General features: G+C 47.1%; 10 protein-coding genes, 2 tRNA genes and 3 rRNA genes. 14 read left to right on the top strand and 1 reads right to left on the bottom strand.

The window, feature by feature from the left end; translation table 11 throughout:
* Positions 1 to 95: 95 nt before the first annotated feature.
* From gap to AC1RNB_RS01545, 6 genes are all read left to right on the top strand, one after another.
* On the top strand, positions 96 to 1,112 hold the full coding sequence (gene gap / locus AC1RNB_RS01520) for a type I glyceraldehyde-3-phosphate dehydrogenase (RefSeq protein ID WP_493080089.1): 1,017 nt from the start codon (positions 96 to 98) through the stop codon (positions 1,110 to 1,112).
* Between the two features lie 98 nt (positions 1,113 to 1,210).
* Positions 1,211 to 2,407: a phosphoglycerate kinase gene (locus tag AC1RNB_RS01525; RefSeq protein ID WP_493080090.1), complete on the top strand. Its 1,197-nt coding sequence runs from the start codon at positions 1,211 to 1,213 to the stop codon at positions 2,405 to 2,407.
* 263 nt (positions 2,408 to 2,670) lie between these two features.
* Positions 2,671 to 3,261 (top strand): LemA family protein, encoded by a 591-nt coding sequence (locus tag AC1RNB_RS01530; RefSeq protein ID WP_493080092.1) that lies wholly within the window; start codon positions 2,671 to 2,673, stop codon positions 3,259 to 3,261.
* 10 nt (positions 3,262 to 3,271) lie between these two features.
* On the top strand, positions 3,272 to 3,733 hold the full coding sequence (locus AC1RNB_RS01535) for a TPM domain-containing protein (RefSeq protein ID WP_493080094.1): 462 nt from the start codon (positions 3,272 to 3,274) through the stop codon (positions 3,731 to 3,733).
* Between the two features lie 84 nt (positions 3,734 to 3,817).
* Positions 3,818 to 4,609 carry a TPM domain-containing protein gene (locus AC1RNB_RS01540; RefSeq protein ID WP_493080096.1) on the top strand — a complete coding sequence of 264 codons (792 nt, stop codon included), beginning with the start codon at positions 3,818 to 3,820 and terminating at the stop codon, positions 4,607 to 4,609.
* A 29-nt stretch (positions 4,610 to 4,638) separates the two neighbouring features.
* Entirely contained in the window at positions 4,639 to 5,451 is an 813-nt protein-coding gene (locus AC1RNB_RS01545; protein ID WP_493080098.1) for a hypothetical protein, read from the top strand.
* A 230-nt stretch (positions 5,452 to 5,681) separates the two neighbouring features.
* Here AC1RNB_RS01545 and AC1RNB_RS01550 read toward each other — a convergent pair whose 3' ends face one another.
* Positions 5,682 to 8,141 carry a M1 family aminopeptidase gene (locus AC1RNB_RS01550; protein WP_493080100.1) on the bottom strand — a complete coding sequence of 820 codons (2,460 nt, stop codon included), beginning with the start codon at positions 8,139 to 8,141 and terminating at the stop codon, positions 5,682 to 5,684.
* 127 nt (positions 8,142 to 8,268) lie between these two features.
* Between AC1RNB_RS01550 and AC1RNB_RS01555 the strand changes: the two genes are divergently transcribed.
* From AC1RNB_RS01555 to rrf, 8 genes are all read left to right on the top strand, one after another.
* Positions 8,269 to 9,018, top strand: coding sequence for a hypothetical protein (locus AC1RNB_RS01555; protein ID WP_493080102.1), 750 nt, complete (start codon positions 8,269 to 8,271; stop codon positions 9,016 to 9,018).
* A gap of 9 nt (positions 9,019 to 9,027) precedes the next feature.
* The gene (gene truA, locus AC1RNB_RS01560) at positions 9,028 to 9,774 is read left to right on the top strand and encodes a tRNA pseudouridine(38-40) synthase TruA (protein ID WP_493080103.1); all 747 of its coding nucleotides are present in this window, start codon (positions 9,028 to 9,030) and stop codon (positions 9,772 to 9,774) included.
* Between the two features lie 133 nt (positions 9,775 to 9,907).
* Positions 9,908 to 10,174, top strand: coding sequence for a hypothetical protein (locus tag AC1RNB_RS01565; protein ID WP_493080105.1), 267 nt, complete (start codon positions 9,908 to 9,910; stop codon positions 10,172 to 10,174).
* 319 nt (positions 10,175 to 10,493) lie between these two features.
* Positions 10,494 to 12,020: ribosomal RNA gene (locus AC1RNB_RS01570) — 16S ribosomal RNA — on the top strand.
* 84 nt (positions 12,021 to 12,104) lie between these two features.
* Positions 12,105 to 12,178: transfer RNA gene (locus AC1RNB_RS01575), tRNA-Ile, on the top strand.
* 15 nt (positions 12,179 to 12,193) lie between these two features.
* A tRNA-Ala gene (locus AC1RNB_RS01580) sits at positions 12,194 to 12,267 on the top strand.
* A 266-nt stretch (positions 12,268 to 12,533) separates the two neighbouring features.
* A 23S ribosomal RNA gene (locus tag AC1RNB_RS01585) occupies positions 12,534 to 15,334 on the top strand.
* A gap of 120 nt (positions 15,335 to 15,454) precedes the next feature.
* Positions 15,455 to 15,565: ribosomal RNA gene (gene rrf / locus AC1RNB_RS01590) — 5S ribosomal RNA — on the top strand.
* The 16S, 23S and 5S rRNA genes sit together here with 2 tRNA genes alongside, the layout of an rRNA operon.
* The last annotated feature ends 142 nt before the right edge of the window (positions 15,566 to 15,707 follow it).

The following is a 15,707-nucleotide window of genomic DNA, read 5'->3' on the forward strand; positions in this document are numbered from 1 at the left end:
CAAACGTCCGTTATCTAAAAAAATCTGTTATTTCCTCTCAATCCTTGTAAATTGCGGCTCGTTTTCGATTTTTTCATCTTTAAACACGGAATTCAATGAGTACAGTTAAAGTTGCCATTAATGGCTTCGGCCGTATCGGCCGTTTGGTTTTTCGCCAGATCTATAACATGGAAGGAATTGAGGTAGTGGCTATCAACGATCTGACCAGTCCTAAAGTATTGGCACACCTCTTAAAATACGACAGTGCACAGGGCCGCTTTGAAGGCGCTACTGTAACTGCCACAGAAGATTCGATCATTGTAAACGGTGATACCGTTAAAATATACGCCCAGCGCGATCCCGCCCAGATTCCATGGGGTAACCACGGGGTAGATGTGGTGATCGAGTCTACCGGTTTCTTTACCGATAAAGACAAAGCCGCCGCACATATCACCGCAGGTGCCAAAAGAGTAGTGATCTCTGCACCAGCTACCGGCGACCTGAAAACAGTGGTTTTCAACGTAAACCATGCCATCCTGGATGGTTCTGAAACCATTATCTCCTGCGCATCCTGTACCACCAACTGCCTGGCGCCGATGGCCAAAGTGCTGAACGATCAATTCGGTATCCAGACCGGTTTCATGACCACCATTCACGCCTACACCAACGACCAGAATACACTGGATGCACCACACCCCAAAGGAGACCTCCGCAGGGCACGTGCCGCAGCCGCCAATATTGTTCCTAACAGCACCGGTGCTGCCAAAGCCATTGGCCTGGTATTACCCGAACTGAAAGGCAAACTGGATGGCAGCGCCCAGCGTGTACCCACCATTACCGGTTCATTAACCGAACTCACGTCTATCCTGGCTAAAAAAGTAACCGCAGAAGAGATCAATGCAGCCATGAAAGCGGCCAGCAACGAAAGCTTTGGTTATACAGAAGACGAGATCGTAAGCACCGATATCATCGGTATCCGTTTCGGTTCCCTGTTCGATGCTACCCAAACCAAAGTAATCACCGCAGGTGATGCACAACTGGTAAAAACCGTAAGCTGGTACGATAACGAAATGAGTTATGTAAGCCAGCTGGTTCGTACCGTGCATTATTTTGCCGGTCTGATCTCTAAATAAGTTAAAGGTCAAAAGTGAAAAGTCAAAAGTCGAAAGAATAGTTTTTTGACTTTTGACTTTTTAATTTTGACTTCCTTCCACTACCTAAGCCACCAACTATGAGCAGATTTACCGAACACAATTTCAACGGACAAAAAGCCCTGATCCGCGTAGATTTTAACGTGCCGCTGGATGCCGATTTCCATATCACGGATGATACGCGTATGCGTGCTACCATCCCCACCATCAGCAAGATCCTGGCCGATGGGGGATCTGTGATACTGATGAGCCACCTGGGCCGGCCGAAAGACGGACCCACCGATAAGTATTCGCTCAAACACCTCGTTAACCACCTTATCAAATTACTGAACGGTGCTACCGTAAAATTTGCCGATGATTGTATTGGTGCAGAGGCTTATGCCAAGTCGGCTGCATTGCAACCCGGCGAAGTATTGCTGCTCGAGAACCTCCGGTTTTATAAAGAAGAAGAAAAAGGCGATGCCGCATTTGCCGAAAAACTCAGCAAACTGGGCGATGTATATATCAATGATGCTTTTGGTACCGCCCACCGCGCTCATGCTTCTACGGCGGTGATTGCGCAGTTTTTCCCGGGCGATAAAAAAATGTTCGGACTGGTGATGGAAGGCGAAGTATCCAGCGCAGAAAAAGTGATGCACAAAAGCGAAAAACCGTTTACCGCTATTATTGGCGGTGCCAAAGTGAGCGATAAGATCCTGATCATCGAAAACCTGCTCGAACGTGCCACTGATATCATTATTGGGGGAGGTATGGCCTATACTTTTATGAAAGCACAGGGTGGCCATATCGGCAGTTCTCTCTGCGAAATGGACCGCCTGGATACCGCATTGGAATTATTGAAAAAAGCCGAAGCCAAAGGAGTATGTATTCACCTTCCTTCTGATTCGGTGATCGCAGATAAGTTTGCGGCCGATGCCAACGTATCAACCGCCCCCAGCAACGAGATCCCCGATGGCTGGATGGGACTTGATATCGGTGCCAACGCCTGCGAACAGTTTGCCAACTGCATCAAACGCTCCAGAACCATTCTGTGGAACGGTCCTATGGGTGTATTTGAAATGGAAAAATTCCAGCACGGAACCAAAATGGTGGCCACGGCCATTGCAGAAGCAACCCAATCCGGTGCTTTCTCACTGGTAGGCGGCGGCGATAGTGTAGCTGCAGTTAACCAGTTTGGTTTTACCGATAAAGTAAGTTATGTATCCACCGGCGGTGGTGCATTGCTTGAATACTTTGAAGGAAAAGTATTACCGGGTATTGCTGCCATCAACGAATAATCACCTCTTTCAGTCGCTCATTCAGTCGCTCGGCTCCGCCGAGTGACAAATATCCCCCAGCCTCCGGCTGCAACTTCTTTATCAGTCACAATGCCATCCCAACCGGATGGCATTGCGCTTTACCGTTATCAGCTAACTCCTTCCTTCACAATTCTTTAACCAAACCCCGCCAAATTGCCACCCCCAAACCGGTGGCACCTGTTTTGTAATATTTGGAACGTTATTACGACAAACAAGTAAATTACATCTAAATCAAACTTTGTATGAGCACAAAAAACATTACCCTGATCGTTATCCTCGCCATTGTGGTGATCCTGGGTTGGTCGGGTTGCAATGGTTATAACGGACTGGTTAAACAGGACGAAAACGTTACCAATGCCTGGAATAAAGTACAGAGCGATTACCAGCGTCGTTCAGACCTGATCCCCAACCTCGTTAATACCGTAAAAGGCGAAGCCAATTTTGAGCAGACCACATTAACACAGGTGATCGAAGCCCGTGCCAGTGCTACCCAGATGAAAGTAGACGCCAAAGACCTGACTCCTGAAAAATTACAGCAGTTCCAGGCCAGCCAGGGACAACTGTCGCAGGCCCTGGGCCGTTTGCTGGTGGTATCTGAGCAATATCCTAACCTGCGTGCCAACGACGCGTTCCGCGGATTACAGGCACAACTGGAAGGAACCGAAAACCGGATCAAAGTGGCACGTAACGACTTTAACGATGCTGTTCAGGCATACAATGTAAAAGTGCGTTCATTCCCGATGAATATTTTCTCCGGTATGTTTGGTTTCAAAACCAAAGAAGGTTTCAAAGCAGAAGCCGGATCTGAAAAAGCACCTGAAGTAAAATTCTAAAAACACCGGCATGCTGGGATGGTTCAAAAGAAAACCCGTTGAGTTCTTTTCTGCGGAAGAGAAACAGCAGATCGTAGCGGCCATACAGAAAGCCGAACAACGCACCAGTGGCGAAGTGAGGATTTATGTGGAGAGCCATTGCACGTATGTTGATCCTGTGCTGCGTGCCCGCGAAGTGTTTGCGGCACTCAATATGGGCGATACAGCAGCGCGTAACGGTGTGCTGGTATATGTTGCTATGAAAGACAGGCAACTGGCCATTTATGGTGATGAAGGAATTCATGCCAAAGTGGGTAATGCTTTCTGGAATGAGGAAGTGCAGAAAATGCTGGCTGATTTTAACAGTCAGCACTATGCCAGCGGTATTGCCAAGATCATTGGTGAGATCGGCGAAGCATTGGTGCAACATTTTCCTTTCAACAGAACAACCGATACCAACGAATTGCCGGATGATATCGTATTTGGGAAATAAAGGTCAGGACGCTCCAGCGGCCTGACCTTATTTTCAACCCAACCATTCATTCCACCCGCCCACACAAAACGATAACCAGGTTTCATGAAGAAACTACTTCTTATACTGATCACTTTTTTTGCATTGTCTGCGGGCTTTGCACAGAATGTACTGCCCAAACCCAATCCTCCCAGACTGGTGAACGATGCGGCAGGTGTGCTCTCTCCCGAACAGGTGGATATTCTTGAACGTAAACTGGTGGCACTGGACGACAGTACCTCTAACCAGATAGCCGTTGTACTGATCAAAGACCTCGGCGATTATGCCATTGAAGATTATGCGGTTAAATTATTTCGTGAGTGGGGGATCGGAAATAAAAAGACCAATAACGGCGTGCTGATCATCGCAGCCATTGATAACCGGAAAGTATGGATAGAAGTAGGGTATGGCCTCGAAGGTGCCATCCCCGATATTACAGCTTCCAGCATTTACCGGAATGAGATCGTTCCTGAATTCAAAAAACAGAATTATTACCGCGGTATTGACAATGCCATTAATGCACTTACCAAAGCAGCCGTTGGCGAATACAAGGTAAAACGCGAAAAGAAAGGTAATGGCGATGGCAAGGGTGGTGGTTCCATTTTCACTTTCCTTATACTTGCTGTTATCGTGATCCTGGCTATTGCCCGCGGAGGCCGTGGCGGTGGCGGCGGCTGGGGCGGTGGACGCCGCAGCGGCTTTGGCAATATTGCCGAAGCAGTTATTCTTTCATCACTCCTCAACGGAGGCCGTGGCAGCAGTGGCGGCGGCTGGGGTGGTGGAGATAGTGGTGGCGGCGGTTTTGGCGGCTTCGGCGGCGGTAGCAGCGGTGGCGGCGGTGCCGGCGGTAGCTGGTAATTTTCCTGCTTTACAACCAATCCCTATATATGAAAACCCTCTTTTTGTTCGCGGGCATGCTTGTGTGCAGCTTCAATGCGCGGGCCCAGTCGGTGAAAGTGCCTGCAGGCAAAAGAATGATCGTGGTAGCTTCGTCTAAAACAGATATGACCATGTCTGCCATGGGGCAGGATGTAACAATGGCTTCTTCAAATACAGCAACTACCGATTACGAAATCACTGGCGTTACAGAAAAAGGATATTCGCTCCGCACCAAACTTCTGCGCACTGAAGGCAGCTATGCAGGAGGCGGTGTTGAAAAAACGTTTGATACTAACAATGAAGCCGACAGGAATGATCCAATGTTTGCAGGAGTAGTTGCCCTGATCGGCAAACCTTCCGAGATACTGATAGAGGATAGAAAAGCCAGTGTGCTAAGCGGAGAAGTGCTGAACAATCCGATGATGGCGCAAATGGGCATGAAGGATAATCTGTCGGAACTCCTCAAATTCATCTTATACAAAACCGACCTTGATAAGTTTACGAAAGGCACTAAATGGGTAGACTCTATCCGTAACAACGAATTATTCCTACTCGCCGAGTCGGAAGTAACGGGGATGACGGAAACAGAAATAGAACTGTCCGTTACAACAACCATGGATATCCATGCCACCATTCAGCAGATGGGCATGGAAGGAAAAACTAATGTGAAAGGACTGATCAACAGCAAACGCTGGTACAACAAAAACACCGGTCTGCTGATCAAAGAAGAATCCAGCGGCACAGCCGAGGGCGAAACGGTAGTGCTGGACCAGCGCATCCCCATGCAAATTAAATTTCAATCTACACAGATCGTTCAATAAATGGTCAATGGTGAGTAGTGAGTAGCGAATGGTGAGTGGTCGACGGGCAATTACTCACTACATGATCGCCACTCAAAACATTCTATCATTCTATCATACTATCATTCACTCATTATCATATAGCATCCCAACATCAACCACACAAAAAAGCCATCCCCAATTGAGGATGGCTTCTTTCATGTTACGCAAGTCAAAACATTCACTCATTCACTCACCCACTCATTCACTCATTATTTCCCACTCGGCATTTTCGATCTCACATATTCTGCCATTTCCTTCGCACCCGCAGCTTCTTTCTTATCTGCCAGGCCTTTCAGCGCCACACCATTGATGAACGGATCGGTCTGTGCTCTCACACTCTGTGGAATCTCCTCCCTGAACTTCACGATCATATCAACCCCTTTCTTGAATTTGGCCAGGTCGGTCACTTTACCGAGGAACTCAACCAGTGGATTAATTGCACTGAACTTAGCCTGCGAAAGTGGCATTTCATCAAATTTGCCGGTTACAAAGTCAAAAGCAGATTCATCGCCGTATTTGATGATCACATTGGTGATAGCCATCAGTAAACGGCCCTTGTTCTCTTCTTTCACCAGGCTATTGGCAATGGCATAGGCTTCTTTCCCATCCAGCTGTCCCAACGCTTCCAGTGCCGCACCGGCTACTGAATAAGATGAGTCCCTGGTGGCTTTGGTGAAAAATTCTTTGTAAGATTCATTTTTCAATCTTGCCAATGCATCTATAGCAACAGCCCTGGTAACAGTTCGAGGATCTGTTTTGGCAATAGACTCCAGCTTGCTGATAGTGGCGGCATCTGCTTTGGCAGAGGCCAGGCTGTTAATGGCACGCATCCTGATGCGGTAGGAAGGATCACTCAATCCTTTAACGATCAGGTTATACGCAGCCGGATCGCTGGTATTTTTAGCAGCAAAATCCAGAGCTTCTCTTCTGTCTAAATATTGCGGACCATACGTAAACTGGTGAATATACTCGGCCAGTGTTTTACTGTCTTTTTTCTCAGCCAGTGTGGCTTTGTCGGCATCTACATTGATCAGGTCCGGTTTAGACGAAACCGGGAAAGAAAAAGTATCTGACCTGTTCTCAGCCCAAACGGTATATCTTTTTTTATTACTTCCGTGATAAATATCAACCGGGATGGGCAGTTTAAACAGCTTATCGCCGGTTTGTGTTTGTTTGATATACACATGCGCCGTTTGCGTGGGAGCATCATAGCTGGAACTGAATTCGAGTTTGGGATGTCCGCTGCCGAAATACCATTGGTTAAAGAACCAGTTCAGGTCCCTGCCGGTTACTTCTTCAAAGGCAAGGCGCAGTTTATGGGCACTGCCATTACCGAATTTGTTGGTGGTTAAATATTTGTTCAGTGATTTGAAGAACGCATCATCCCCCACAAATTTGCGCAGCATGTGCAGGATGCGGCCACCTTTCTGGTAGCTTACCAGGTCAAACATATCTTCTTTATCGCGGTAGAAAAATCTCACCAGGTCTTTTGTACGGCTTTCGGCACTGCCGAGGTAATTCTGCATTTCGCTGTAGTTTTCGAAGCCTGCTTCGTCTGCACCGTATTTGTATTCCTGCCAGAGGTACTGGCTGTAATCGGCAAAACTTTCGTTAACGGTCAGGTTGCTCCAGCTTTCTGCAGTTACATAATCGCCGAACCACTGGTGAAACAGTTCGTGGGCAATGGTTCCTTCCCAGCTGTTGGCATCCACCAGTTCGCGTGCATTCTGCTGGGCGCTTTCCTGGTGCAGGGTGGCCGTGGTGTTCTCCATGGCGCCACTAACGTAATCACGGCCAACGATCTGGCTGTATTTTACCCAGGGATATTCCACGCCGGTTACTTTCTCCGAGAAGAATTTCATCATCTCCGGCGTATTACCAAAGATCTTGCGGGCTACTTTTTCATAAGATTTTTCTACATAGTAATTTACTTCCTTGCCCTTGTAGCTGTCTTTCACCACAGCAAAATCTCCTACACCGATAAAAAACAGGTAAGGGGCATGCGGCAGTTCCATTACCCAGGTATCGGTACGGGTACCGTCTGTATTTTTCTTCTGAGCGGTCAGTTTACCATTCGAGAGGGTTACATATTTGGCCGGAACGGTAAGGCTGAATTCCTGCGTGGTTTTCTGGTTGGTTTTGTCGATGGTAGGGATCCAAACAGAACTGGCTTCGGTTTCGCCCTGGGTCCAGATCTGCGTAGGTTTGGTTTTATCTTCTCCCTTCGGATTGATAAAATACATACCCTTGGCATCGGTAATGGCTGCGCTGCCTTCCGATTTGAATTCATCCGGCTTGGCGGTGTAATCGATATACACTACGTAGTTTTCGTCTTTTTTATAGGTTCTGTCTAACTGAATGGAGAGAAACAGACTGTCGTAGCTATATTTCAAAGGGATATTTTTACCCCCTTTCACGAGCGCTACTGTATTAATGTTCATACCCTTGGCATCCAGCTGCAAAGAGTCGGTTGCATAAAAATGGGGTTTGAGGGTCAGCCACACTTTACCATTCAGGTAAGATTTGCTGTAATCAAATTTTGCATCCAGTTTGGTATGCACCAGGTCATTGATCTTGGTAGGGAAGGACCGGTAGATTTTTTTCCAGTCATCCTGGCCGTTAACAACGCCGGCAACCAGTAAGGCCAGCGCGAATAGCATTTTCTTCATGAAGTATTTTTTAGTACCATAAAGATATAGGAGAGAGGATACTATCTCCGCAGATTTTTACCAGTGGCAGAATAAGTGGATCAGGCTGAAAGAGTTATTTAAGTAATTTTGTACAAATCATAGCAGCATGTTTTCCTGGAAAAATAGTACCCTCTTCTTCTGTTTCACTGTTGGCATGATACTGGGTACTGCTGCAAAAGCCCAACCTGCAGGGTTTATCTACCTGCAATCTGAAAATAACACCGGTTTTCAGTTAATATGGAACGGAAACAGTTATCCTTCTTCACCCACCGGTTACCTCGTGGTGCCACAAATGCCGGCAGGCGAGCAGGTTGTGGAGATCAGTTTTCCGGGAACCATCTGGCATAACAGTTCTTTTACCATTAAAATGGCTGATAAACCCCGCGGATTCTCCCTCAGGCAAACGGTGCAGAACCGATGGGTGCTGTTTGATATGGTCAGTTTTACCGAGATAGCCGGCAAAGAGATCTTACCTCCTGCCAACCCCAAACCGGTGTATGAAGAACTGGTTTCGCCGCTGGCGGAGAAAATCAGTGTTGTAACGCCTGAGCAAAAAAAGCCTGAACCGTTACCAGTTAAAAAAGAAACCACCCCCGTAGCAAAAGTCCGGATCCCGGTTACCACGGCTATCCGTAAGATTTTTGATAAGGGTAGCAGTTCCGGCATAGACCAGGTATATGTAATTATAACGGGCAACCGTACCGATACCCTTGCACTCTTTATACCGGTGCTCGAACCAGAGATCCGCCAAACGGCCCTTGTTGGGCCTCACAGAAGCATCCATGCATCCAAAACGGTAAAATCAGGCTCGCCGATGAGCTGTTCTGTATTTCTTTTGCCTGAAACCCTTTTTTAAATTGAGTCTATGCCCCGATATTTTCTGGAATTAACCTACAAAGGCACGGCTTACAGTGGTTTTCAGGTGCAGGATAATGCTGAAACGGTGCAGTCGGAGGTAGAAAAAGCCCTGCAGACCTTTTTCCGGGAGTCTTTTACCCTTACCGGCTCTTCCCGAACCGATGCGGGGGTGCATGCCGACCAGAATTTTTTCCATTTTGATACGGAACAGAACCTGCAGGGGAAACATATATATAACCTCAATGCCATTTTACCGGCCGATATCGCCATTAAAGGCCTTTATGCTGTGCCTGACACAGCCCATTGCCGCTTTGATGCGGTGGCGAGGGAATACCGCTATTTCATTTATCAGCAAAAAAATCCCTTTCTGGCCGATCGGGGCTGGTTATATCCTTATCCGCTGAACCAGGCAGCTTTAGACCTGGGAGTGGCCATTATACAGGAATACCGTGATTTCACCAGTTTTTCGAAGCGTAATACCCAGGTTAACAATTTTAACTGCAGTATTGAAAAAGCCGGCTGGTACTGGCAAAGCGGGATATTGGTGTTTGAAGTAAAAGCCAACCGCTTCCTGAGAGGCATGGTGAGGGGCCTGGTAGGCACCATCCTGAAAATGGGCAGGGGGCAGCTGGATGAAGCGGCTTTCAGGGGCATTATAGAAGCGAAGGATTGCAGTCTGGCCGACTTCTCTACACCGCCACAGGGACTCTTTTTACATCGTGTATATTACAAGGATGCATTACAGCCCTTATAGCGGTGCTGTGTACAACTCTTTTCAGCCCTACGCAGATATAAACAGCTGTGATTTACGACAATAGCTGCCGCAGTTTCCTTCGGATGTAACCGGTATAACAATTATTTGGCAAATTTTTTATCAGCTGAAACCCTTGCTGGCAAAGGGTTCCTGTATTGAGCGGGAAATTAGTGGTGAAAAAGATTTGGAGATAAGGATTCCGGGGTTATCTTTGCAACCCGCTTTTAGAAAAAGAGGAAGTTCTTTGCAGGATTCAATAACAACAGGAAATAAAAATTTTCTGGTTTTTGGGAAGAAAAATTTGGTGGTTATTACAACAATCATATCTTCGCCGCCCGTTCAACAAAACGGTTGTTCATTGAAGGAGAAAAGAGAAAGAAAAAAACAAATTTTTGAATAAAAATTTGGTGAGTTAAAAAAGCCTCTTATCTTTGCAACCCGTTAGAAAAAACGGTAGTTCTTACACAGTCTTTTACGGCAAAAAAAGTTTGAAATTTCTTCAAATAATTTTGGCTGATAAAATAAAGGCTCTTACCTTTGCAACCCCGATAAAAAGGGTGGCTAAGTAAAGCCAAAAAGATCTTTGAAAGTTTGGAAACAACAGCAGCATAAAATTTAGAATTTTATGGTAAGATTTACGCTATCAAAAAAAATAACAAAACATATCCGACGTTAATTTCAATTTATTGAGAGTAATAGTCAGATTGAACAATTCATTTACAATGGAGAGTTTGATCCTGGCTCAGGATGAACGCTAGCGGCAGGCTTAATACATGCAAGTCGTGGGGCAGCGCAGGTAGCAATACTGGGCGGCGACCGGCAAACGGGTGCGGAACACGTACACAACCTTCCGAGAAGTGGGGAATAGCCCAGAGAAATTTGGATTAATACCCCGTAACATAACGATGTGGCATCACATTGTTATTATAGCTTCGGCGCTTCTTGATGGGTGTGCGGCTGATTAGATAGTTGGCGGGGTAACGGCCCACCAAGTCTACGATCAGTAGCTGATGTGAGAGCATGATCAGCCACACGGGCACTGAGACACGGGCCCGACTCCTACGGGAGGCAGCAGTAAGGAATATTGGTCAATGGACGCAAGTCTGAACCAGCCATGCCGCGTGAAGGATTAAGGTCCTCTGGATTGTAAACTTCTTTTATCTGGGACGAAAAAAGGCGATTCTTCGTCACTTGACGGTACCAGATGAATAAGCACCGGCTAACTCCGTGCCAGCAGCCGCGGTAATACGGAGGGTGCAAGCGTTATCCGGATTCACTGGGTTTAAAGGGTGCGTAGGCGGGCAGGTAAGTCAGTGGTGAAATCCTAGAGCTTAACTCTAGAACTGCCATTGATACTATCTGTCTTGAATATTGTGGAGGTAAGCGGAATATGTCATGTAGCGGTGAAATGCTTAGATATGACATAGAACACCTATTGCGAAGGCAGCTTACTACGCATATATTGACGCTGAGGCACGAAAGCGTGGGGATCAAACAGGATTAGATACCCTGGTAGTCCACGCCCTAAACGATGATTACTCGACATTTGTGATACACTATAAGTGTCTGAGCGAAAGCATTAAGTAATCCACCTGGGAAGTACGACCGCAAGGTTGAAACTCAAAGGAATTGGCGGGGGTCCGCACAAGCGGTGGAGCATGTGGTTTAATTCGATGATACGCGAGGAACCTTACCTGGGCTAGAATGCTGGGAGACCGTGGGTGAAAGCTCACTTTGTAGCAATACACTGCCAGTAAGGTGCTGCATGGCTGTCGTCAGCTCGTGCCGTGAGGTGTTGGGTTAAGTCCCGCAACGAGCGCAACCCCTATCAATAGTTGCCAACAGGTAATGCTGGGAACTCTATTGAAACTGCCGCCGTAAGGCGTGAGGAAGGAGGGGATGATGTCAAGTCATCATGGCCTTTATGCCCAGGGCTACACACGTGCTACAATGGGCAGGACAAAGGGCTGCAACATAGTGATATGAAGCCAATCCCAAAAACCTGCTCTCAGTTCAGATTGGAGTCTGCAACTCGACTCCATGAAGCTGGAATCGCTAGTAATCGTATATCAGCAATGATACGGTGAATACGTTCCCGGACCTTGCACACACCGCCCGTCAAGCCATGGGAGCCGGGTGTACCTAAAGTCGGTAACCGAAAGGAGCTGCCTAGGGTAAAATCGGTGACTGGGGCTAAGTCGTAACAAGGTAGCCGTACCGGAAGGTGCGGCTGGAATACCTCCTTTTAGAGACGGTGTAAATCGTTGTTGTTGTTTCCAACTCTTTCAATTTTTTTAAGCTCTTTAACAAGTACTGTTAGTACCCGAATCAGACCCGTAGCTCAGTTGGTTAGAGCGCTACACTGATAATGTAGAGGTCACCAGTTCAACTCTGGTCGGGTCTACTAATAATAACAGCGGGGGGATTAGCTCAGCTGGCTAGAGCACCTGCCTTGCACGCAGGGGGTCAACGGTTCGAATCCGTTATCCTCCACATTTAAGTACTAAGTTTACATGATGTGGGTGCAGCGTACAAGTTAAAGTAACAAGTTCTTTTCAAACAATAGATGTAGGCAACAGGCCTGGAGGTTCATAACCTTAACATCTGCCATTTAATTAAAAATTAAAAAGGCAAAATTCAAAATACGTTTTGACTTTTAACTTTTGACTTTTTACTTATTTAGCTCTTTGACATATTGGGAAAGCGAAATCAATTACAAGAAGGTTATGATTATATGCAAGATCATAACTGACAAATTTTTTAAAGCAATTAAGGGCGCATGGTGAATGCCTAGGGTCTGAGAGGCGATGAAGGACGTGGTAAGCTGCGATAAGCTACGGGGAGATGCACACGATCGTTATATCCGTAGATTTCCGAATGGGACAACCCGCTACATTGAAGATGTAGCACTCGAAAGAGAGCCAACCCCGAGAACTGAAACATCTAAGTACCGGGAGGAAAAGAAAATAATAATGATTCCCCAAGTAGTGGCGAGCGAAAAGGGAAGAGCCCAAACCAGGTCGGCGTGCCGATCTGGGGTTATAGGACCTCATTTAGAAACTACTATCAAATCGAATTAACTGGAAAGTTAAGCCATAGCAGGTGATAGCCCTGTAGATACAAATTAGTAGGGACGAGAGGTATCCTGAGTAATGCGGGACCGGAGGAATCTTGCATGAAGTTGCCAGCACCATCTGGTAAGGCTAAATACTCCTCAGACACCGATAGTGAACCAGTACCGTAAGGGAAAGGTGAAAAGCACCCCGAACAGGGGAGTGAAATAGTACCTGAAACCGTGCGCCTACAAGCGGTCGGAGCATTGAAATATATGTGACGGCGTGCCTTTTGCATAATGAGCCTACGAGTTACTCCTGACTGGCGAGGTTAAGTTCTTATTTAACGGAGCCGAAGCGAAAGCAAGTCCAAATAGGGCGATTAGTCAGTCGGGGTAGACGCGAAACTTTGTGATCTATCCATGGGCAGGTTGAAGTTCTGGTAACACAGAATGGAGGACCGAACCCGTTGACGTTGAAAAGTCTTGGGATGACCTGTGGATAGGGGTGAAAGGCCAATCAAACTGAGAGATAGCTCGTTCTCCCCGAAATGTTTTTAGGAACAGCCTCGGATATAGAAGTATGATAGAGGTAGAGCTACTGATTGGGCTAGGGGGCTTCACCGCCTACCAAACCCTGACAAACTCCGAATGCTATCATATATCTCCGGGAGTGAGGCTGCGGGCGCTAAGGTCCGTGGCCGAGAGGGAAATAACCCAGATTAGCAACTAAGGTCCCTAATACGTAGTTAAGTTGATCAAACGAGGTGGGATTTCTATAACAGCCAGGATGTTGGCTTGGAAGCAGCCATTCATTTAAAGAGTGCGTAACAGCTCACTGGTCGAGAGATCCTGCACGGAAAATAATCGGGCATCAAACTACGAACCGAAGTTCTAAATTCTAGCTTGCTAGAGTGGTAGGGGAGCATTCAAATCTGCACAGAAGGTGTACGGCGACGTATGCTGGAGCGATTTGAAAAGAAAATGTAGGCATAAGTAACGATAATTAAAGTGAAAAACTTTAACGCGAAAAGTCTAAGGTTTCCTGATCAACGTTAATCGGATCAGGGTTAGTCTGGTCCTTAGGAAAACCCGAAAGGGGTATCTGATGGAAAGAAGGTTAATATTCCTTCACCTGCTATGCATTAAAAGTGACGCAGGGACGTGGTGGTTGCGTACGGACGGAAGTGTACGCCTGAGTGGAGTCTTCGGACAAAGCGAAACCATAAAATCCCTGCCAAGAAAAGCGAGCATAGCAGCCAGTACCGGAATCCGACACAGGTAGACGGGATGAGTATTCTAACGCGCTCGGGTGAGCCGTGGAGAAGGAACTAGGCAAATTAACGCTGTAACTTCGGGATAAAGCGTACCGCAGCGATGCGGTCACAGTAAAATGGTACAACCAACTGTTTAACAAAAACACAGGGCCCTGCAAAAACGAAAGTTGACGTATAGAGCCTGAAACCTGCCCGGTGCTGGAAGGTTAAGGAAGGGTGTTCGGCGCAAGCCAAAGCTCCTGACTGAAGCCCCAGTAAACGGCGGCCGTAACTATAACGGTCCTAAGGTAGCGAAATTCCTTGTCGGGTAAGTTCCGACCTGCACGAATGGTCTAATGAGTTGTACACTGTCTCCTCCACGAGCCCGGTGAAATTGTAGTATCGGTGAAGATGCCGGTTACCCGCCACGGGACGGAAAGACCCCGTGAACCTTCACTACAACTTTGCATTGATTTTGAGCAACAAATGTGTAGGATAGTTGGGAGACTTTGAAGCAGTGTCGCCAGGCATTGTGGAGTCATCGTTGAAATACCAACCTTTTGTTGCTTAGAACCTAACCCCTTGCGGGGGACATTGCATGGTGGGTAGTTTGACTGGGGTGGTCGCCTCCTAAAAAGTAACGGAGGCTCGCAAAGGTACCCTCAGTACGGTTGGTAATCGTACGAAGAGCGCATTAGTAAAAGGGTGCTTGACTGTGAGACAAACACGTCGAGCAGGAGCGAAAGCTGGCTAAAGTGATCCGGTGTTTCTGTATGGAAGGGACATCGCTCAAAGGATAAAAGGTACTCCGGGGATAACAGGCTGATCTTACCCAAGAGCTCATATCGACGGTAAGGTTTGGCACCTCGATGTCGGTTCGTCACATCCTGGGGCTGGAGAAGGTCCCAAGGGTTCGGCTGTTCGCCGATTAAAGTGGCACGTGAACTGGGTTCAGAACGTCGCAAGACAGTTCGGTCCCTATCTGTGGTGGGCGCTAGTAAATTGAGTGGACATGTCCTTAGTACGAGAGGACCGGGACGTACGTGCCGCTGGTGTATCTGTTGTGCCGCCAGGTGCAATGCAGAGTAGCTACGCACGGCAAGGATAAACGCTGAAAGCATCTAAGCGTGAAACCTTCCACAAGATGAGTTTACTTTTAAGGGTCGTCAAAGACTATGACGTTGATAGGCTATAGGTGTAAAGTTGGTAACAACAAAGCCAAGTAGTACTAATTGCCCGTAAGCTTTATTTTTTTTCTTGTAGTTTTTCTAGCTTCCCAATATGTAACTTATTTAAGCCATGAGCCACGCGCCATGAGCCACGAGCAAAAGCTCGCAGCTCGCAGCTATAGGCTCACAGCTTATGAAGATCTTATGGTGGTTTTGCCGGGGGTGTTCACCTCTTCCCATTCCGAACAGAGAAGTTAAGTCCCCCATGGCCGATGGTACTCGCATCACGCTGGGAGAGTAGGTAGCTGCCATATTTATTATAACCCGATCAATAAAATGATCGGGTTTTTTTGTGCCCGGAACTGAAGGAAAACTGACTGATCAGGTTGTACCGATGGTGCTCTCCCGCCGATGGCGGGATGGGAGAGTAGGTAGCTGCCATATTTATTATAACCC

It is taken from the genome of Sediminibacterium sp. GW821-FHT12F12, assembly GCF_058806635.1.